This is a genomic window from Microlunatus sp. Gsoil 973, assembly GCF_009707365.1.
Classification (GTDB): Bacteria; Actinomycetota; Actinomycetes; order Propionibacteriales; family Propionibacteriaceae; genus Microlunatus.
The window spans coordinates 907027-927772 of sequence record NZ_CP046122.1; the positions used below are offsets into that span (position 1 = coordinate 907027).

18 protein-coding genes are annotated in these 20746 nt (G+C 67.5%); 13 read left to right on the forward strand and 5 right to left on the reverse strand.

Translation table 11 applies throughout. From position 1 onward, the window contains the following. Positions 1–43 precede the first annotated feature (43 nt). Positions 44–1276, forward strand: coding sequence for a VOC family protein (locus tag GJV80_RS04260; RefSeq protein ID WP_154686824.1), 1233 nt, complete (start codon positions 44–46; stop codon positions 1274–1276). A gap of 20 nt (positions 1277–1296) precedes the next feature. On the opposite strand, the gene GJV80_RS04265 is transcribed toward GJV80_RS04260, so the two are convergent. Genes GJV80_RS04265 through GJV80_RS04275 form a run of 3 tightly spaced genes read right to left on the reverse strand, consistent with a single transcriptional unit; the run spans position 1297 to position 3054 of the window. Further along, positions 1297–1614 carry a GNAT family N-acetyltransferase gene (locus tag GJV80_RS04265; RefSeq protein WP_230208123.1) on the reverse strand — a complete coding sequence of 106 codons (318 nt, stop codon included), beginning with the start codon at positions 1612–1614 and terminating at the stop codon, positions 1297–1299. Further along, positions 1611–2237 carry a GNAT family N-acetyltransferase gene (locus tag GJV80_RS04270; RefSeq protein WP_230208124.1) on the reverse strand — a complete coding sequence of 209 codons (627 nt, stop codon included), beginning with the start codon at positions 2235–2237 and terminating at the stop codon, positions 1611–1613. Before GJV80_RS04270 ends, GJV80_RS04265 begins: the two co-directional genes overlap by 4 nt. A 46-nt stretch (positions 2238–2283) precedes the next feature. Next, the gene (locus GJV80_RS04275) at positions 2284–3054 is read right to left on the reverse strand and encodes a methyltransferase domain-containing protein (protein WP_154686825.1); all 771 of its coding nucleotides are present in this window, start codon (positions 3052–3054) and stop codon (positions 2284–2286) included. A gap of 215 nt (positions 3055–3269) precedes the next feature. Here GJV80_RS04275 and mtrA point away from each other — a divergent pair, with 215 nt between their 5' ends. From mtrA to GJV80_RS04300, 6 genes are all read left to right on the forward strand, one after another. Then, a complete protein-coding gene (gene mtrA, locus GJV80_RS04280) occupies positions 3270–3989 on the forward strand; it encodes an MtrAB system response regulator MtrA (RefSeq protein WP_255455564.1) in 720 nt (239 codons plus the stop codon). 33 nt (positions 3990–4022) lie between these two features. Further along, a complete protein-coding gene (gene mtrB / locus GJV80_RS04285) occupies positions 4023–5819 on the forward strand; it encodes an MtrAB system histidine kinase MtrB (RefSeq protein WP_230208125.1) in 1797 nt (598 codons plus the stop codon). Continuing rightward, positions 5816–7591 (forward strand): LpqB family beta-propeller domain-containing protein, encoded by a 1776-nt coding sequence (locus GJV80_RS04290; protein ID WP_154686826.1) that lies wholly within the window; start codon positions 5816–5818, stop codon positions 7589–7591. Before mtrB ends, GJV80_RS04290 begins: the two co-directional genes overlap by 4 nt. 197 nt (positions 7592–7788) lie before the next feature. Continuing rightward, positions 7789–8547: a ComF family protein gene (locus GJV80_RS04295; RefSeq protein WP_154686827.1), complete on the forward strand. Its 759-nt coding sequence runs from the start codon at positions 7789–7791 to the stop codon at positions 8545–8547. Between the two features lie 11 nt (positions 8548–8558). Continuing rightward, positions 8559–8744 carry a hypothetical protein gene (locus GJV80_RS23655; protein ID WP_230208126.1) on the forward strand — a complete coding sequence of 62 codons (186 nt, stop codon included), beginning with the start codon at positions 8559–8561 and terminating at the stop codon, positions 8742–8744. Then, the gene (locus GJV80_RS04300) at positions 8741–9511 is read left to right on the forward strand and encodes a pyridoxal-phosphate dependent enzyme (protein WP_230208127.1); all 771 of its coding nucleotides are present in this window, start codon (positions 8741–8743) and stop codon (positions 9509–9511) included. Before GJV80_RS23655 ends, GJV80_RS04300 begins: the two co-directional genes overlap by 4 nt. A gap of 44 nt (positions 9512–9555) precedes the next feature. On the opposite strand, the gene GJV80_RS04305 is transcribed toward GJV80_RS04300, so the two are convergent. Beyond that, a complete protein-coding gene (locus GJV80_RS04305; protein WP_230208128.1) occupies positions 9556–11001 on the reverse strand; it encodes an MFS transporter in 1446 nt (481 codons plus the stop codon). A gap of 483 nt (positions 11002–11484) precedes the next feature. Here GJV80_RS04305 and hpf point away from each other — a divergent pair, with 483 nt between their 5' ends. The 4 genes from hpf to GJV80_RS04325 all read left to right on the forward strand — a co-directional run bounded on the left by hpf (position 11485) and on the right by GJV80_RS04325 (position 15443). After that, a complete protein-coding gene (gene hpf / locus GJV80_RS04310; RefSeq protein ID WP_154686828.1) occupies positions 11485–12120 on the forward strand; it encodes a ribosome hibernation-promoting factor, HPF/YfiA family in 636 nt (211 codons plus the stop codon). A 118-nt stretch (positions 12121–12238) separates the two neighbouring features. Then, complete coding sequence (locus GJV80_RS04315) at positions 12239–13495, forward strand: winged helix-turn-helix domain-containing protein (protein WP_230208129.1); 1257 nt, start codon at positions 12239–12241, stop codon at positions 13493–13495. 22 nt (positions 13496–13517) lie between these two features. Continuing rightward, positions 13518–14306, forward strand: coding sequence for an alpha/beta hydrolase family protein (locus tag GJV80_RS04320; protein ID WP_154686830.1), 789 nt, complete (start codon positions 13518–13520; stop codon positions 14304–14306). Positions 14307–14315: 9 nt separating this feature from the next. Further along, positions 14316–15443 (forward strand): calcium:proton antiporter, encoded by a 1128-nt coding sequence (locus GJV80_RS04325; protein ID WP_154686831.1) that lies wholly within the window; start codon positions 14316–14318, stop codon positions 15441–15443. A 24-nt stretch (positions 15444–15467) separates the two neighbouring features. Here the strand turns inward: GJV80_RS04325 and GJV80_RS04330 are convergent, their stop codons facing one another. Continuing rightward, positions 15468–16820: an alpha/beta fold hydrolase gene (locus GJV80_RS04330; RefSeq protein WP_154686832.1), complete on the reverse strand. Its 1353-nt coding sequence runs from the start codon at positions 16818–16820 to the stop codon at positions 15468–15470. 144 nt (positions 16821–16964) lie between these two features. Between GJV80_RS04330 and GJV80_RS04335 the strand changes: the two genes are divergently transcribed. Further along, a complete protein-coding gene (locus tag GJV80_RS04335) occupies positions 16965–17540 on the forward strand; it encodes a transcriptional regulator (protein ID WP_154686833.1) in 576 nt (191 codons plus the stop codon). 183 nt (positions 17541–17723) lie between these two features. Continuing rightward, a complete protein-coding gene (secA, locus tag GJV80_RS04340; protein ID WP_154690037.1) occupies positions 17724–20654 on the forward strand; it encodes a preprotein translocase subunit SecA in 2931 nt (976 codons plus the stop codon). The last annotated feature ends 92 nt before the right edge of the window (positions 20655–20746 follow it).

The window sequence follows — 20746 nt, forward strand, 5'->3', positions numbered from 1 at the left end:
TCCTGCCGTCGCCGAGGCGGCGGAACTGATCAAGGAACCGACCATGACAACAGGAAGTGACCTTCCGGCGGGCTGGCGACTGATCAACCAACGAGCCTGCAGCTGGTACGAAAGCCCGTCCCATGCGGCGGGCGCGTCGCTGCTCTCCCGGATCGCCGGGTCGGCGGACATCGGGCAGTTGCCGGACGTGGACATCCGGGCCCGCGGCGTCCGGGTCCGAATGGCGCCGGATGCTGCTGCCGTACGCGCTGTGACGGCCGCGGCCGACGACCTGGGGCTGGCCGCCGATCCGACGGCCCTGGCCGAACTCGGTTATGTCATCGAAGCCACCGATCCGGCCGCGCTGGAGCCCTTCTGGCAGACGGTGCTGGACTATCGGCGCGCTCCCGGTTCGTCGCGCGTCGGATCTGCCGCATCCGGCGAGACCCGCCTGATCGATCCACTGCGTCGTGATCCGACGGTCAGCTTCCGGCGGCTCGACGAGCCCCGACCGGCGAACGATCGGCTGCATTTGGATGTCGGCCGACTGCCCGAGGCCGTGCTCAGCACCCGACAGGCGATCGATCAGCAGCCGCGGGGACCGTACGGTGTCCTGCTCACCGACGCCGAGGGCAACGAGGTCGATCTCTGCCCGGGTGATGCACTGTCGCCCGACACCGAGGACTGGCAGACGATGTTCTCCGCCCTGGCGTGCTACCCGACGCCGTCGTCGGAGGTCACCACCGGTCTGGTCACCGCCGTCACCCAGTTGGCCGACCAGGCGGGTCTGTCCTTGTTGATCGACGTGCGACCCGAGGCGGTGGTGATCGACAGCGCCAAGGACCAGTGGGAGGGGCCCGAGGGTGCCGATCCTGCGTTCGTCGAGCTGGCCGCCCGGGTTCAGGGTGCTGCCCGGGCCGCGGGGGTGACCGCAGACCCAGGCCTGTCCCGGTTCCTCCAGCTCGGCATCGCCGGCCGGGACATCACCCGGCTCCGCTCGTTCTGGAGTGGGGTGCTGGGCTACGTGTGCGACCCTCGCCCGCCGGTGACCGACATCTACGACCCGCGTCGGCTGAATCCGGTGATCTTCTTCCAGGACCTGGACCCGACCGAGGAGGACCGCGCACGACAGCGCAACCGCCTGCACGTCAGCTTGGCCGTGCCGCCCGACAGGGTGCCGTCCCTGATGGCGTCCGCAGTCGAAGCGGGCGGCCGGATCGTCGAAAATCTCAACGATCAGGGCCGCTGCACGCTGGCCGATCCTGAAGGCAACGAGATCAGAGTGACCGGATCCTGATTCGATGCGCCCGCGGCGGCCTAGTGCCCCGGTTCGGCGAGCAGATCGGCGTAGTCGGGATGCTCGACGAGGAATCGTTGGGTGTAGCCGCACAGCGGCACCACCGACAACCCGCGGCTCCGCACGTCGTCCAGGGCGTACGCGGTCAGCCGGCCGGCGAATCCCCGGCCCTGGTACGCCGGATCGGTCTCGGTGTGCAGGAACACCACCGCACCCGGCCGCTCGCTGTAGTCGATCAGTCCGACGACGGTCCCGCCGAGACTCGCGGTGTAACGGCTTCCGGCTTCCTCCCGAGCCAGCATCAGCTGATCGGCGCGCTCGCTCCCGCCGTGGCTCATGATGACTTCCCTTCACTGATCCGACTGATCAATCTCTCGCGGGCGGCCGGCCACTCCGCGGCGAGCATGGAGAACTGCACGGTATCCCGCCAACTGCCGTCGCGGCGGATCCGGTGATGCCGCAGCGCACCCTCCCGGGTCGCTCCCAGGCGCAGGATGGCCTGTTGGGACCGCGTATTGCGGATGTCGGTGTGCCAGACGACCCGTTCTGCTCCGAGGTGATCGAAGGCTCGGCTCATCATGATCAACTTCGAGGTGCTGTTCAGCCAGGTCCGCCACCACCGGTAGGCGACCCAGGTGCTGCCGATGGCCAGCGCCCGGACCGCCGGGTTGATCTCGTAGAAGGACGTGGTTCCGGCGAACTCTCCGGTTCCGGCGACGATCTGCGCGTAGGGCAGCTGGTCGCTCGGGGCGTTGAGCCGGTCGATGATCGCAACCGTCTCGTCGATCGTTGTCGGCGGATCATAGGACAGATGTTCGAAGACACGGTCGGCGTGATCGCGCGAGGCAGCCAGGAATCCTTCGGCGTGATCACGCGTCAGCGGCTCGAGCCGCAGTCGGGCCGCTCCCGCCGTCAGCGCGGCGTCGGACAGCACGGGAGTGGCGTACCAATCGTCGAACACCGGAGGATCTTCGCACGCAGTGCCTCCGGGCCGGGAGTTGGCACGGTCACCGCGGACGCTGACCGACGGCGAAGATCCGCCGGAACCCCAGGACGGTGCCGAACGGGCGCTGGGGGTACGCCTCGCGCAGCAATTTCCGGTACTCGGTGACGAAAGCGTCCCGTTCCCCGTCGGGCAATGCCTGGTGGTATGGCCTGGCGCCCGTACCGGAGATCCAGTCGAAGACCGGATCCTCACCTTGCAGGACATGCAAGTAGGTGGTCTCCCAAGCATCGGTCTGCAGGCCCAGCGCAATCAGGTCGGCCAGATACTCTTCGGCGGGCGGCATGATGCGGCGGTCGATGCCGCCCGTCCAGCGGGCGAACCGCGGGTCTTGTCCGAGCCGGTGCAGCAGCGTGTGACTGGGTGCCGTCTGGTTGCCGGGCACCTGGATGGCCAGCCATCCGCCGGGTGCCAGGGCATCGACAAGGCGGGGGAGCAGGGCCCGGTGGCCGTCCACCCACTGGAGCATCGCGTTGCTGATGATGACGTCGACCGGCTGATCGGGTGTGAAATCGGCGACGTCCTGCCGGCGGAACTCGACCCGCGGCCCGGCGTACCGGCGCGCAGCCTCGATCATCTCCGCCGAGGAGTCGATGCCGGTCACCCTGGCCGCCGACCACCGGTCCGCCAGTGTGGCTGTGAGCTGGCCAGGCCCGCAGCCGAGGTCGACGACCGTCTGCGGCTCCTCCGCGCCGACCCGTGCCGTCAGTTCGAAGAAGGGTCGGGAGCGTTGGTCGGCGTACTGCAGGTAGTGGCCGGGGTCCCACACGGGCATCTGTCTACTCCTCCACAAGTATCTTGACATCAAGATACTAGCGGGTGGGTGCTCGGTGGCAGCCGCCGACCGGCGGTGCCGCGCGTTCCGGACCGGATTTCGCGAACGACGACCTAGGATGAAGCAGGCTCGCCGCTGTTCCTCCGCGGCGAAGCCGCGATGGGTCGACAGAGGAGCATGGGGTGTCGGAGAACGACGGATCGACGGTAACGGCAGTGGCCGAACCGGGACGTGCCGCGGATTCGCGGGGGCGGACCCGGATCCTTGTGGTGGACGACGACGCGGCACTGGCCGAGATGCTCTCGATCGTGCTGCGCAACGAGGGCTTCGAACCGGTGTGGTGCGCCAACGGCGACAAGGCCCTGGCCACCTTCCACGAGGCACGCCCTGATCTGGTCCTGCTGGACCTGATGCTTCCGGGCCGGGACGGCGTCGACGTCTGCAAGGATCTCCGGGCCGAGTCCGGCGTGCCGATCATCATGCTGACCGCCAAGTCCGACACCATCGATGTCGTCAACGGCCTGGAGGCGGGCGCAGACGACTACGTCGCCAAGCCGTTCAAGGCCAAGGAACTCGTCGCCAGGATCCGCACCCGGTTACGGCGTTCGCCGGAGGACACCGAGGTCGAGACACTGCGGATCGGGGACCTGGTGATCAGCGTCGACGGGCACAGCGTCAAGCGCAACGGTCAGCCGATCGCCCTGACCCCGCTCGAGTTCGACCTGCTGCTCGCCCTCGCCCGTCGTCCCTGGCAGGTCTTCAGCCGAGAGGTTCTGCTGGAGCAGGTCTGGGGATACCGACACGCCGCCGACACCCGACTGGTCAACGTGCACGTCCAGCGGTTGCGGTCCAAGATCGAGAAGGACCCTGAGCATCCGGAGATCGTGATCACCGTGCGCGGCATCGGCTACAAGGCTGGAGAGACGTCGTCCTGAACGGACACACTGTGACCTATCGTGGTCGATGCCGTGACTGATGGCCTGGAACTGCTGAACGATCCGCTGCAACCGCAACGTCGGTGGTGGCGCCTCCCGGTCGACGCCTGGCAACGTTCACTGCCGTTGCGAGTGGTCTCGACCACCTTCGTCGCCTCGGTCGTGGTGATGGTGCTCGGCGGCATCCTGCTCATGCAACAGGCGGCGATCGGCGTGCTGAACGCCAAGGACCAGGCCGCCAACGGGCAGGCCAACTTCGCGGTCCGGACCGCACAGTCCAAGCTCGACGCGCTCAATATCGACAGTGACACCAACATCAACGACACGTTGGCCGGAATCCTCACCGACATCTCCGACAAGAGCGGCAGCACCGGTGGTTATTACGTGATCGTCGAGTCCCAGCTCGGCATCCAGAAGTCCAGCAACGACATCTCCGAGGACAGCGTTCCGGAGAACCTGCGGGAATGGGTGCAGAGCCGACACAACGACACCAGGCTGTGGAAGGCGCCGACCGAGGTGCGCACCCTGAGCGGACAGACGGTTCCCGGCGAGGCGTTCGGCACGGTCCTCCAAGTGCCCGGCACCGAGGGCTATCAGGTGTACGTGATCTTCCCGATGGAACAGGAGGCGGAGACTCTCCGGTCGCTGCAGCGGGCCGTGGTGATCACCGGGGCGGTGTTGATCTTCCTGCTCACCTTCATCGCCGGCCTGGTCGCCCGGCAGGTGGTCTCGCCGATCCGTGCGGCCCGACGTGCCGCGGAACGGCTGGCGTCCGGCAATCTCGAGGACCGGATGACCGTCCGTGGCAAGGATGATCTGGCCAGGTTGGCGCTGTCGATGAACTACATGGCCTCAGAACTGCAGAAGCAGATCACCCAGCTGGAGGAGCTGTCCCGGGTACAGCAACGGTTCGTCACCGACGTGTCGCACGAGTTGCGCACGCCGCTGACCACGGTCCGGATGGCTGCCGAGATGTTGTACGAGGCAAGGGAGGACTTCGATCCGGTCGCCTCCCGCTCCGCCGAACTGCTGCAGGTCGAACTCGACCGCTTCGAGTCCCTGCTCACCGACCTGCTGGAGATCTCCCGGTTCGACGCCGGAGCCGCCGTACTGGCGCCCGCCGAAACCGACATCAACCAGCTGGTGGACCGGGTGGTCGGCGGGACCGCATCGCTGGCCGAATCCTCCGGCACCGAGATCCGGATCCACTCGCCGGGACCGATCAGCGCAGAGATCGACAGCCGCCGGATCGAACGCGTGCTCCGCAATCTGCTCGTCAACGCCATCGAACACGGCGAATCCCGGCCCATCGACATCCTGCTCGCCAGCGACGAGGACGCTGTGGCGATCGCCGTCCGTGATCATGGGGTCGGGTTCGAGGCGGCCCAGGCCAAGCAGGTCTTCCACCGGTTCTGGCGCGCCGATCCGTCTCGCGAACGCCGGATCGGCGGCACCGGTCTTGGGCTGTCCATCTCGATGGAGGACACCCGGTTGCACGGCGGCTGGCTGAACGCCTGGGGCAGGCCGGGGCGGGGCGCCCAGTTCCGCGTCACTCTGCCGCGCCGGGCCGGGGACATCCTGCAGCAGTCGCCGCTCCCGCTGGTGCCGCGGGATCTGATCTCACCGCTGCCGCTGTCCGCGTCCGACGAACCCGTCTCACCGGCGACCCCCGCAGACACCGGGCCGGACGAGCCGCCCGGTGGTGCGGAGCAGGGGTCGCCTCGTGGCGCCGGAGGCCACCGGACGGATCACGCCGAGCACGGCTCCCGGATCCATGATCATGATCTTGCCGGAACGTCGGCAGGCAACGAGCCGCAGGATTCCCGATGATCGACAAGTCCTCCCGCCGCCGGCAGTGGCCGGCGATGATCATCGGCCCGCTGCTGGTCGCTCTGGCCCTGACCGGCTGTGTGTCGGTGCCGACCACCGGAAGCGTCGAACAGGCCGACACCGGGACCCGACGGGGCAACAATCGGCCCGAGGTCGTACCCAAACCGCCGGTGCAGAACGCATCTCCGCGGGTGATCATCGACGGCTTCCTTTTGGCCATGAGCCGTTACCAGCCGGGTTACCAGATCGCCAAGCAGTTCCTGACCGCCGATGCCAGGGCACGCTGGCGTCCGGAGGACAAGATCACCATCTACAACAACCCGAAGTACGACAGCACAGAGAGCAATGTCGTGCTGTCGATGAGCAGGGTCGGTGAGGTCGGTGCGGATGGCAGCTACAGCACCAGGTCGGGGGAGCTGACCCAGGACTTCGCCATGCAGAAGGACGCGAAGGGGCAGTGGCGGATCAGCAACCCGCCGGACGGGCTGTTGATCAGCGACACCAGCTTCAGCGCGACCTACGCGTCGTACAACCTGTACTTCTTCGACCCTCAGTTCCGCACTCTGGTCCCCGATCCGATCTATCTACCCACCGACGGACAGACGGCAACCGCCCTGGTTCAGGCCCTGCTGCGCGGCCCGACCGCGTCGCTGCGCCCGGCCGTCACCTCGGCGTTCCCACGGACCTCGCTGAGCAGTGTGCCGATCGTGGACGGGTTGGCCCAGATCTCGTTGGGCAACCCGGCCACGTCGCTGAAGGACGAACAGCTGTCCCAGATGGCGGCCCAGATCGCCTGGACCCTGAGCCAGATCGACGACTCCGGTCCGCGCGGTTTCCGGCTGACGGTCAACGGGACCACGCTGCGGGTGCCTGGTCAGGTCGGCAGTGGTGAGTCGGCCTATGTCCCGATCTCCTACGGTGCCCGGTTCGCGCCGGTGCCGGACCGGTCCGGCGACGACCTGCTCGGGGTACAGAACAACACCGTCGTCGCGGTCCGTGGCGACGGATCCCAGATCGCACCTGTCTCCGGCCCGCTGGGGCGGAAGGGTTTCCGGATCAGTTCCATCGCGGCCAACGCCTCCGTCAAGATGCTGGCCGCGGTGACCGACGACCGGCAGATCCTGCGCACCCAGCTGTCCGGAGGCAACTCCGTACGCACGCTGCTCTACGACCAGCGTGCTCTGCTGCGGCCTGACTTCACTCGCTTCGACGAGCTCTGGGCGGTCAGCGGTCCGCCCCGCGGCCAGGTGATCAGGGTGTTCAACGGCACCAGCACCAAGCCGACCCGGGTCGAATCGCGGTGGTTGAAGAAGGTGCGCATGATCAACTTCCGGATCTCCCCGGACGGCACCCGGATGGCCGTGATCGTGCAGTCCGGCAACCGCGACCTGCTGGCCGTCGCGCCGATCATCCGTGGCGACTCGATCCGGCTGGGGGACCTGCGGATCATCGACCTGGCCGATACCGATGCCACTCAGATCGAAAGACTTGCCGACCTCGGCTGGATCTCCTCCACCAGGCTGCTGATCCTCGGCGCAACGACCGAGGGGGCGAGTTTCGAACCGTACGGCGTGGAGATCGACGGGTCGCAGTTCGAACGCGTCGGCACCTCCGACAACTGGGGAGCAACCTCGCTGGCCACTGCCGCGGACCGCAGCGGCGCCTACCACGCTGTCGTCTCGGGCAAGGGCGCGAAGTCGTGGATCTATCGCAGCGGCGACCAGTGGAACCTGTTCGCCGGCTCGCTGTCGGCCGCCACCTATCCGGGCTGAGCGACCAACCGCAGCCCCGTGCCGCAGCCCCCCTTGCCGCAAGGTCAAAGTTTGATCGTGCGGCTCCGACACGCCGACGCCACGAGCCCGTGGATCAACGTTTGAGTTTGCGGATTCGAGCCTCACCGGTGGGCAGTCCTCCACAGGCCACGACCCGGCGGACCCGATCGGGGCGGTCAGTGGGCCAGAGTGGCCGGATGGGACCAGCAGAACGACTCGGGCACTGGATCTCCGTTGCGGGTGACCTGCTGCTGGGTGCGGTGTGCCCCGGGTGTGGACGTGCCGGCGTCGGGCTGTGCCCGGGATGCCGGGCCGCACTGGCTGCGCCCGCACCGCGGCGTGCCCGGCCGAGCCCAACTCCTCCGGGGTTCCCGCCGACCGTCACCGGTGGACCGTACGACGACCTGATGCGGAACCTGATCTCCGCGCACAAGGAACGCCAGGCGTGGTTGCTCAGCTCGGACCTCGGTCGGCGGTTGGCGCGGGCCGTCGCCGCGCTGCTGCGGGACGTCGGTGCCGGGCCGGTCTACCTGGTCCCGATACCGTCGTCGGCCGCGGCGGTGCGATCCCGCGGACGGGACGCGACGGCGGCCCTTGCCGTGGCCGCGGCGCGCCGACTCGCCACGCAGCGATCGGAGAGCGTACGCATGGTCCGTTTGCTCCGACCTGTCCGCCGGCTGGCCGACCAGTCCGATCTGACCGCGTCGCAACGGCAGGCCAACCTTGCCGGCGCCTACGCCGTACGCCGACCGGCCCGGCCGCGGTTCCCGGGCACGCTGGTCGTCGTCGACGACCTGGTAACCACCGGCTCGAGCCTCGCCGAAGCAACCAGGGCACTGACCGCAGCGGGTCTGGACGTGGCCGGCGCCGCGGTGCTGGCGTCGACCGTGCGCCGCCATCATCCGCCGGCATCATCTGCCCACCCCGTCCGCCCGGATGCGGCGCGTGGTGTTTGATAGCTGATCTGATGATCAGCCTCACCGACATCCGCCGGGCCGCCGGCGCGATCACGCCGTACATCCTCCGGACGCCCACCGTGGCCAGTCCGGGACTGTCCGCGCTGCTCGGCGCCGACGCCACGATCAAGATCGAAGCCCTGCAACGGACCGGCTCGTTCAAGGCAAGGGAGCGGCCGCGAAGCTGCTGTCGTTGACCGAGGAGGAGCGCCGACACGGTGTCGTCGCGGTGAGCGGCGGTAATCACGGCATCGCCGTTGCCGTGATGGCTGCCGCGCTCGGCGTCGCGGCGACGGTGGTGATGCCGCAGAGCGCGCCGGAGGACTCGATAGGCCGGGCCCGGGCCGCCGGCGCCAGGGTCGAGCTCACCGACGGCATGCCGGCCGCGTTCGCCCGGGTGGACGAGCTGCGCACCGAGGGTCTGGTGCTGGTCCATCCGTTCGACGACGAGATCGTGGTCGCCGGTCAGGGCACAGTCGGGCTGGAGCTCGCCGAGGATGCCGGGCAGCTGACCGATGTCCTGGTCAGTGTCGGCGGCGGAGGGCTGATCGCCGGGGTCGCCGTGGCGCTGAAGGGGCTCCGTCCGGAGCTGCGCATCTGGGGAGTCGAACCGGAGGGAGCCCGGGCGCTGACTGACGCGATCGGCGCCGGCAGGCCGGTCCCGGCAACGTTGTCGTCCATGATCAGCACGCTCAGCGCACCCCAGGTGTCGCAGCTCACCCTGCAGCACGCGGCCCTGCTGGAGGACGTCCTGCTGGTCAGCGACCGGGACTGTGTCGCCGGAACGCTCCAGCTTGCCGACCGCGCGAAGGTCTGGATCGAACCGGCCGACGGCTCCCTGCTGCCCGCCGCCCGGCAGGTACTGGACCGGGTCGGACCGAAGGCCCGTCTGGGGTTCGTGCTGTCCGGCGGCAACGCCACGACCTACGACGTCCGCCGTTGGGCGGACCGGTTCGGACTGTGACCGGCGACGGTGACCGACCGTGAGGGCTGAGCCGCGGGAGCGGCTCAGCGCGCGGCAGCCACCGCAGCACCGGAACGACGATGCAATCCCAGGCCGCCTTCCAGCACCGGATAGATCATGATCACCGCCAGGATCGCGAAGGCGATCCGGAACGGGGCGTCCGGACCCACGTGCGGGTGGGTCACTGCCAGGATGCCCTCCGCACCGCGGAGGGCGAGCGCGCCGAACGCCACACCGAGACCCGCCGCGATCTGACCGATCGTGGAGGAGAGCGTGTTGGCATCCGACATCTGCCGCACCGGGATGTCGGCGAACTGCAGCGAGTTGTAACCGCTGAACCCGATCGACCGGAACACCCCGCTGGCGAACAGCAGGAGGACGATCAGCCAGACCGGTGACTCCGGAGTCAGCATGGCGCAACCGGCGAAGACCAGCCCACCGCACAGGGAGCTGCCGACGACGATCCGCTTGAAGCCGAAACGGCGGATCAGCGGGCTGGTGGCCGGCTTGATCAACACGTTCCCGGCGAACAGCGCCATCACCAGCAGACCTGCCCGAGCCGCGCTCCAGCCGTACCCGAGCTGGAACATCAGCGGCAGCAGGAACGGCGCAGCCGAGATCACCAGCCGGTAGACCATGCCGCTGGCGTTGACCACCCGGAAGGTCGGCACCCGCATCGCGCCGAGATCCAGCAGCGGGTGGTCGCGACGCCGAAGACCCATCCAGAAGGCGACGCCGAGTACCACGGCGAGCGCCAGCAGGGCGGTGGTCAACGACCAGTTCGTCGCGCTGGCACTGCCGCCGATCTGTTCCAGGCCCAGCAGCAGCGCCGCCAGGCAACCGCCGCAGAGGACGAAGCCGATCCAGTCCAGTCGCGGCACATCGGCGACCGGACCGTCGGTGACCAGCACGATCGCAGCGATGAAACAGCCGATCCCGATGGGCACGTTGATCAGGAAGATCCAGTGCCAGGACGCGTAGCTGGCCAGCCAGCCGCCCAACGTCGGCGCGATCACCGGCGCCAGCAGGGCCGGCCAGGTGAGATACGCGGTCGCCGCCAGCAGGTCCCGTTTGGAGGTGTTGCGCAACACCACCAGTCGACCGACCGGCACCATCATCGACCCGCCGACCCCCTGCAGGATCCGCAACAGGCAGAGCACCGCCAGATTCGGGCTCATCGCACAGAACACCGACGAGACGGTGAAGATCGCGATCGCCAGCAGGAAGATGCGGCGCGCACCGAACCGGTCGGTCAGCCAACCGGAGACCGGGATACCGACGGCAAGAGTGACCAGATAGCTGGTCATCGCCGCATTGATCGCGACGGCCTGGGTGCCGAGATCGTCGGCGATCGCCGGCGCGGCCGTGGCGATGATGGTGCCGTCAAGGTTCTCCATGAAGAAGGTGATGGCGGCGAGCACCGCCAGCGGACGGTTCAACCCGGGGCCGACGGCCGACTCCTCGGGCGCATCCGGGCGAGCTGACGTCACGGTGCAAGGCTATTGGGCCCGGTCGGTCCAACCCGGATCGGGGTGTCCCGGATCGGCGGTGCCCGGTGCCGGGTCACAGGCGCGGCTTGTCGCACAGCGGCCGGCCCGGGCGAATGGATCCCTGGGTGCGCCAACCGGTCGACGGCCTACACCGCAGTCCACGGCCGTCCACATAGTGGACGCTTTCTCCTGTCGAACGGCAGCAGTCGGCCGGATCCACGCGGCGGGGCGGCCCGGGTCCGATCCGGGCTCGGCCTTCTCTGGAATTCGATGCCGGACAGGACTACCGTCTGGTTATGGCGAACCAAGCCATCGGGACGCACACCGCAGCGGGTGCGCAGTCGGACCGGGCCGCAGCTCCGAGGGGGAGCGCGGCCTTTGGTGTTCTGTCCGCCGATGGCAAGCCTGTTAACAAAAAACCCCGTTCGAAAACCTATGTTTCCCGGACGTCGTCCGGGAGCCGCTAGCCGTTGGAGGTTGGACATGGACGTTGTCGTCAAGAGCCGGCATTGTGCACTTCCCGAGCAGTTCCGCACCTACGTCGATGACAAGATCACCAGGCTCGAAAAGCTCAACGGGCGGGTTTTCCGGGTCGACGTCGAAGTATCCGCCGAACGCAACAGACGACAACTTGATCATGGAAGTCGGGTGGAGATCACTCTGCACACCAAGGGACCGGTGGTTCGCGCCGAAGCGGCTGCCGAGTCCAAGACAGCTGCTTTTGATCTTGCTCTGGAGAAGTTGATGGCGCAGCTTCGCAAGGCGGCTGACCGGCGCCGGGTCCATCGCGGAAGCCACAAACCGCGTTCGCTGCACGAGGCGACCGCGAGCCTGCCCATCGATGTCGCGTCGATGAACGGCACCTCCCAGGACGACGTCGAGACCCACGACGTCGCAGGCATCCAGGTGGAGGGCGACGGGCCGTTGGTGGTCAGGCAGAAGACCCACCAGGCCGCGCCGATGACGCTCTGCGAGGCGCTGGACGCGATGGAGTTGGTCGGTCACGACTTCTACCTGTTCATCGACAAGGAACTCCAGACGCCCAGCGTGGTGTACCGCCGCAAGGGCTACGACTACGGCGTGATCAGACTCGAGAACGTCGAGGCAGTGGTCCACTGAGGGTCTCCCTCGGGGGCGGCGCACCGCGGCACCGGCATTCGCCGTCGCTGCCGTGTGGGTGTTCGTGTTGGGATGAATGTCGGTACCTCTGTCGGTGCCGACGTCTAGGCTCCGGTGCGTGCGCAAGCAATCACTGTCCAACTCCCAGGCCCGCCGGGTCGCGCTGGCCGCACAAGGGTTCGCCGGTCACCACGCCGGCGGGCGGGGAGGGCAGCGACCCGACCGAACGCCGGGAATGCGCGACGTCCAGGCGGTGATCAACCGGCTCGCCCAGTTCCAGATCGACACCATCAACATCGTCGCCCGCGCCCACTACCTGCCGCTCTACAGCAGGCTCGGGCCGTACGACCCTGGTCTGCTCGACCGGGCACTGGGCAGGAATCCGCGCCGGCTTTTCGAGTACTGGGGGCACGCGGCCAGCGCCATCGACATCACCCTGCAACCCGCGCTCCGGTTCCGGATGGCCGCCCATGCAGCCCGGACTGACCATCCCTGGGCCACCGGGCGGGCCGATCGCCAACTGGATGCCTGGGTGTTGCAGCAGATCACCGAATCCGGGCCGCTCGGTCCGCGGGAGATCGACCATCTCGATCCCGATCACGTGCCCCGCAAGAAGGTGGACTGGGGCTGGAACTGGTCCGACGTCAAGGTGTCCTGCGAACGACTCTTCAATGCCGGCGTGATCACACCGACGCGGCGCAACGGACAGTTCGAGCGCACCTACGACCTGGTCGAGCGGGTGCTTCCGCAACAGATCCTGCAGACACCGACGCCACCGGTGGAGGAGGCCATGCGGCAACTGGTCCGCCGGGCCGCCGCAGCCCTGGGCGTCGCGTCGGAATTCGACCTTCGGGACTACTTCCGGACCAGCCAGCAGCAGACCCAGCCCGCGATCAGGGATCTGGTCGACGCCGGAGAACTGATCCCGGTGAGTGTCGAGGGCTGGAGCCGGAACGCCTACCTGTGGCACCAGGCGAAGCTGCCGCGCAGCCTCGACGCCCGATCACTGGTCAGCCCGTTCGATTCGGTGATGTTCGAGCGTGACCGGCTGGAGCGGTTGTTCGAATTCTTCTACCGGATCGAAATCTACGTCCCCGAGCCGAAACGGGTGCACGGCTACTACGTCTACCCGTTCCTCCTCGGCGACCGGTTCGTCGCCCGGGTCGATCTCAAGGCCGATCGTGCCGCCGGGGTGCTTCGGGTCAATGCTGCCTGGCTGGAGGATCATGCCGAGCCCGGTGAGGTGGGCCAGGCGCTGGCCGCGGAGTTGCGGCTGCTGGCCGAGTGGCTCGGCCTGGAGGGCGTGGTGGTCGGGCAGCGCGGCGACTTCGCCCAGCACCTGAACAAAGCCGTGGTGCCGGCGCTGGCCCGATGAGCCTTCTGGCAGGCTGGCAACCATGGCTCACCTGCGTTGCGACTTCTATTCCGATGCCCTCGGCCTGAGCACCTCGATGACGGTGATCCTGCCCCAACAGACGCGCACCCAGATCGGCATGGCCGGCGCCGTCGGCAGTGAACCGCCACCGGTGCTGTACCTGCTGCACGGGTTGAGCGACGACGACACGACCTGGCTTCGACGTACCTCCGTCGAGCGGTACGTCGCGCCGCTCGGGATGGCGGTGATCATGCCCCAGGTGCATCGCAGCTTCTATCATGATCAGGCCTACGGCGGTGCGTACTGGACGTTCCTCTCCGAGGAGCTGCCGGAACTGGTGGGTCAGTTCTTCCGGCTGTCCGACCGGCGCGAGGACACCTTCGTCGCCGGGCTCTCGATGGGCGGCTACGGAGCGATGCGCTGGGCGCTCACCTATCCCGACCGGTTCGCCGCGGCTGCCAGCTTCTCCGGCGCCGTCAACATCACCGGGATTCGGACCAACCGGGTCAGGCCCGACGATCCGCGGTTGTCCGAACGGATCTTCGGCTCCGATCCTGTCCCGGAGTCCGCGGACCTGTTCCACCTGCTCGGCACGGTCGACCGGGATCACTCGCCGTCGCTGTACGTCAGTTGCGGGACCGAGGACAGGCTGATCGAGGACAACCGCTCCTACGTCACGGCGATCGAGGAGGCGGGTCTGCCGCTGCGCACGTCGTTCGTGCCGGGCGAGCATGAGTGGGGTCTATGGGACCTGGAGATCCAGAGCTTCCTCGCCGGCCTGCCGATCCGCGGCCTGGACGACCGCGGATAGGCCGTGGGCATGGCGCAGACCGGAAGGTTCCAGCTGCTGGCAACGCCGTGGTGGGCGATCGCGCTGCCGATCGTCGGCATGATCATGTTGATCATCACCTGGGGCAGGGAGCTCAACCTCGCGCTGGTGGTGTTGGGCGGCCTGGCACTGATCGGGAGCGTGATCACCGCGGTGCATCACGCCGAGGTGATCGCTCATCGGGTGGGCGACCCGTACGGCGCGCTGATCCTTGCCGTTGCGGTCACCATCATCGAGGTCGGGTTGATCGTGACGCTGATGATCTCCGGCGGGGAGAAGGCCGCCAGCCTGCCGCGGGACACAGTGTTCTCGGCGGTCATGATCACTTGCAACCTGATCATCGGGCTGTGCCTGCTGGTCGGCCCCGCCAAACACTGGACCGTCCGGTTCTCCGCTCAGGGATCGACCGGCGCCCTGGCGGTCGTGGCCGCCCTGGTGAGCCTGACCATGGTGCTGCCGACCTTCACCACCTCGGCCCCGGGCGGCACCTTCACCGGACTGCAGCTCGGGTTCGCCGGTGCGGCGTCGATCCTGCTGTACGGCGTCTTCGTGTTCGTCCAGACCGTGCGACACCGGGACTTCTTCCTGCCCGTCGAAGTGCTCAAGGTCGCCGACTCGCCCGACGAGAGCCGCGGCGAGCATGAGCACGCGCCGCTGCCGTCCAATCGGGCGACGCTGTTCAGCCTCGGACTGCTGATGGTGTGCCTGGTGGCCGTCGTCGGCCTGGCAAAATCGGAGTCACCGGCACTGGAGGGCGGGTTGTCCGCCGCCGGTGCACCACCCAGCGTCGTCGGGGTGGCGATCGCGCTGATCGTGCTCGCGCCGGAGACGGCGGCCGCCGTACGCGCCGCCCTGCGCAACCGACTGCAGACCAGTCTCAACCTGGCGCTCGGCTCCGCGATGGCCAGCATCGGCCTGACCATCCCGGTGATCGCGGTGGCCTCCATCTGGCTACCCACTCCACTGGAACTGGGGCTGCGAGCCGCCGACATCGTGCTGTTGGGCCTCACCGTGGTGATCGGCATCCTCACCCTCACCCAGGGCAGGGCGACCGTGCTCCAGGGGATCCTTCATCTGGCGGTCTTCGCCTCGTACCTGTTCATCGCCTTCAACCCGTGAGGCACGTCGCCCCGACAGTCCGGATCAATTCGGCACGAACCCCCAGGCCTCCTCACGGCCGTACCCGCCGCAGACGTCGACTTCGTTGCCTTCCTTGTCGGCGAGTGTCCACCAGAACGGCGCATGCGTGGCATTGACGACCGTGCCGCCGGCTTCGACGGCCTTGGCGATCCGTTCCTGGATCTCGTCATAGGGGACGTGGACGTCGATGTGGATCCGGTTGCGTTCGGTGCGCGGCGGGTCCATCTGCTGGAACCAGAAGCTGGGCAGGGTGCGCAACGGGTCGTCGACGTCCTCGTCGACCCTGATCTCGTATCCGAGAACGGCCTCCCAGAAGGGCAGAACGCCGTTGATATCGGCAGCGTCGATGCTCACCTGGATGCTCCGGACCTGCGATGGATCGGCCACCAGCCCGGCACCCTCCGCGCGGGAGGTGATCTCCCGCGCCGTCAGCACGTCCCGGGCGATCATGAAACTGAACCAGTGGCTCAGCGTCACCAGTACGCCCTCGGCGCGAAGATCGACATCGAGCCGGCCGTTGCCGAGGTCACCAAGATCACCGAGGTAGGACGCGAACGCCGCCCCCTGGCTGAAGCTGCCCGCCCGGAAGAATGCGCCGAAGCCCTGACCGTGAAGTCTCCAGCCGCCGACGCCGTCGGATTCGGCGAACTGTTTGGCCGTCAGGGGAACAGATCCGAGGATCAGTTCGGCAAGATCATCGGGACGGGTGAACTGTGGCCAATGGCCGGTCGGCAGGTCGAGGTACTCCACCTCGCGGATCCGGGCGAATTCGCTCACCGACTCCGCACCCTCGGCGATCCACTCCTTCAGCATCGCCGAGGTGTACTCGGGCGCGATGGAGGTGACCGGGACGTTGTACCGGGCCGGGTTGGACAGCGTCTGCTTGTCGCTGGCCAGGGCAGCCGGTGACGGCGCGGCTCGCTTCCGGAATCGAGCCCGCGCCTCCTCGTCGAGGTCGGTGAGATCGGCGTCGTCGAACTCCGACCAGTCCGGCAACGCCAGATCGGCTCCCACAGGGGTGAATCCTCCGGCGAGCGGACGGCCGTGCGGGTTGGGGAACCCGCCGATGTAGACCGCCCGCACCACCTTGTCCGGCCGGGCGTCGACCGCGGCGTGCACGATGCCGCAGGCCGCGGAATGGCCGACGACCAGCGGACTCTTCGCACAGGCGTCGATCGCCGCGACGACGGCGTCGACATTGTCACGGAGAGTGACCGTCGACCGGTCGGCGTCCGCCGATTCCATACCGGGCAGGGTGATCGGCCGGACGCGGTGGCCGGCCGCCTCGAGCACCGGCGTCACCCGGTCCCACGAGGATCCGTCCAACCACAGCCCAGGCACCAGAATGATGTCCATCGTCAAGCCTTCCGTCAGTAGCTCATCAGTAGCTCGTCAGTCGCTGTCCGTCGCTCGTCGGCCGGTTCGGCGACGATGCGCTACCGTGATGCACCAACGATCGAAACTTCTCGATTGATTTCAGCCTAGAGGAACGATCGAAAAATGTCGAGCATTCCGCCCGGACCGGATTACGACCTGGACGATCTCCGGATCGTCACCGGCACCAAGGAGCTGAAAGCGCTGTTCCACCCGCTCCGAGACACGATCCTCGACCTGCTCACCGAGCGAGCAGCCACCGTCGGCGAACTGGCCGAGGCCGTACAGCGCCCGGCCAGTTCGGTGGCCTACCACGTGGACGTGCTGGCTGCCGCCGGCCTGGTCAAGGTGGTCAGGACCCGCAAGGTCCGTGCGGTGGAGGAGCGGTTCTTCGGCCGCACCGCGCGAACCTTCTACGTCGGTGAGATCCGGCCCGACCAGGTCGAACTGATCGAGAACTATCTGAACCGGGCGGCGGCGGAATCGGAACCGGCGCTGCGGGCCGACCGGTTGCGGGCCATCCTGCGCCACGCACGGATCAGTGAGGAGGCGGCTGCGCGATTCTGGCGGCGCATCTTCGAGGTCGTCGACGAGTTCTCCTCGCTGCCGCGGTCGGGGGAGCAGACGTTCGGCTTCGTCGTCGGCCTCTACCCGACGCAACAGCCGTCGTTGCCGGCCCAGGACGAATCGTCGGGGGACTGATCGGACCCACCCTGCCCGGCCGCTGGACCGGGCCACAGCGCGCCCGGGACCTCGCCGCGGCGGCGATTCTTCGATCGTCGAGCGTTACACCCCATGGCCTAGCATGAACACTTGGATCCAGAGGTGTTCGGAACGTCGTACTGAACGTCGTACTGAGGGAAGAAGAGCGAACTCGTGGCTTTGATGGACAGGATGCTCCGCATAGGCGAGGGCAGGACGCTGAAGAAGCTGAAGGCGGTCGCCGACCGCGTCAACGCCATCGAAGAGGACTTCGTCGCGATGAGCGATGAGGAGCTCCGGGCCCAGACCGACGAATTCCGGAAGCGGTACGAGAACGGCGAGTCGCTGGAGGACCTGATGTTCGAGGCCTTCGCCACCGTCCGCGAGGCCAGCAAGCGGGTGCTCGGCAAACGTCACTTCGACGTCCAGATGATGGGCGGTGCGGCGTTGCACTGGAACAACATCGCCGAGATGAAGACCGGTGAGGGCAAGACCCTGGTCGCCACCCTGCCGTGCTATCTGAATGCGCTGACCGGCCGCGGTGTGCACGTGGTCACGGTCAACGACTACCTGGCGAAATACCAGTCCGAACAGATGGGCCGGATCCACCACTTCCTCGGCTTGCGGGTCGGGGTGATCCTGTCGGAGATGTCGCCGGAGGAGCGCCGGGACGCGTACGCGGCCGACATCACCTACGGCACCAACAACGAGTTCGGCTTCGACTACCTGCGCGACAACATGGCGCTGAGCATCGCCGACTGCGTGCAGCGCGAGCACTACTACGCGATCGTCGACGAGGTCGACTCGATCCTGATCGACGAGGCACGGACGCCGTTGATCATCTCCGGCCCGGCCGAGGACAATCAGCGCTGGTATCCGACCTTCGCCCAGATCGTCGAGCGGATGCGGCGCGACGTCGACTACGAGGTCGACGAGAAGAAGCGCACCGTCGCCGTCCTCGAGGCGGGTATCGACAAGGTCGAGGACCGGCTGGGCATCGACAACCTGTACGAGTCGGCCAACACCCCGCTGATCCAGTACCTGAACAACGCGATCAAGGCCAAGGAACTGTTCAAGCGGGACAAGGACTATGTCGTCACCCCCGACGCCGAGGTCGTGATCGTCGACGAGCACACCGGCCGGACGTTGGCCGGCCGCCGGTACAACGAGGGTCTGCACCAGGCCATCGAGGCCAAGGAACGGGTGGAGATCAAGGACGAGTACCAGACGCTCGCCACGATCACCCTGCAGAACTTCTTCCGGATGTACGAGAAGCTCGCCGGAATGACCGGTACGGCGATGACCGAGGCGTCGGAGTTCCAGAAGATCTACGGTGTCGGCGTCATCCCGATCCCGACCAACGAACCGATGATCAGGATCGACCAGAAGGATCTGATCTATCGCACCGAAGAGGCCAAGTTCGCCGCGATCATCGAGGACGTCGTCGAGCGTCACGAGGCCGGGCAGCCGGTGCTGATCGGCACCGCGTCGGTGGAGAAGAGCGAGATCCTCTCGGCACTGTTGAAGAAGGCGGGCGTCAGGCACGAGGTGCTGAACGCCAAGCAGCACGAGCGCGAGGCAGCGATCGTCGCGATGGCCGGACGCAAGGGCGCGGTCACCGTTGCCACCAACATGGCCGGCCGCGGTACCGACATCATGCTCGGCGGGAACCCGGAGTTCATGGCCGATCTCGCCCTGCGTCAGAAGGGCATCGATCCAACTTCCGACCCCGACGAGTACGAGGCGCAGTATCCGAGGGTGCTCGAGGAGTTCGAGCGACAGACCAAGGCCCAGCACGACGAGGTCGTCGAATTCGGCGGGCTGTACGTGATCGGTTCCGAACGGCACGAGTCGCGGCGCATCGACAACCAGTTGCGTGGTCGCTCCGGACGCCAGGGCGACCCGGGAGAGAGCCGCTTCTACCTGTCGTTGCAGGACGATCTGATGCGGCTGTTCAAGTCCGACATCGTGGAATGGGTGCTGCAGGCGCTTCGGGTGCCCGACGACCAGCCGATCGAGAACAAGCGGGTCAGCTCCTCGATCGCCAGTGCCCAGGAGCAGGTCGAGGCGCAGAACTTCGACATCCGCAAGAACATCCTGAAATACGACGACGTGATGAACCGGCAGCGGCACCGGATCTACGGCGACCGCCGCCGCGTGCTGGAAGGTGCCGACGTCTCCGACCAGTTGCGGGAGACCGTCGACAACGTGGTCCGCCAGTACGTGCTGGCCGGCACCGAAGGCTTCGCCGAGGACTGGGACCTGGAGCAGCTGTGGACGCAGCTGAAGACGCTGTACCCGGTGTCGCTGAAGCGTTCGGACTACGAGGAGCAAGAAGATCTTGATCGCGAGGAGTTGATCGCCGACTTCCAGGACGACGCCCGCCGGGCCTATGACGCCCGCGAGCAGGAGCTCGGCCCGGAGGTGATGCGCGAGCTCGAGCGCCAGGTGATGCTCACCGTGCTGGACCGCAAATGGCGCGAGCACCTCTACGAGATGGACTACCTGCGCGAGGGCATCGGTCTGCGCGCCATGGCCCAGAAGGATCCGTTGGTCGAGTACCAGCGCGAGGGCGGCGAGATGTACGCCCAGATGATGGAGGCATTCAAGGAGGAGGTCGTCGGCTACCTCTACCACCTCGAGGTGGAGGTCCAGCGTGAGCCGGCGGTCGGCGTGGTCGCCGGGGCCGACGGGCTACCGCTCGAAGTCGGCGCTCGCCGGCGCGGCGCTGGTCAACGCGGCGGCAGTGACAGCAGCGGCGGTGATGGCGGCAGCGGCAACATGCGACCGCTCGCGCCGCGCCGGGCACCGCTGATCGAGTCCGGTCCCGACCCGGACGGCCCGGGCGTGGAGATCAGTTCGCACGAGCAGACCGAGCGTGAGCCGGAACCCGTGGGGACCGCGACGCAGTCCCGTCCGCAGATCAGCGGGAAGGGTCTGGCCACGGGCAACCGCCAAGCCCAGCAGCTGGCGTACAACTCTGCCAACGGGCGGACCGGTTCGACCCGGGCCGCGAGCAAGGACCAGTACGCGGGTGTCGGGCGCAACCAACCCTGCCCCTGCGGGTCGGGCAAGAAGTTCAAGATGTGCCACGGCGCCTCCGGCAGCCGCTGAGAGTCCCACGCACGCCGCCCATCGTCGGCGATCCGACTCCGGTCCACCGCCGGTCTCGGCTTGTCCATGGGGTCTGACGCAGCCTCCCGCCA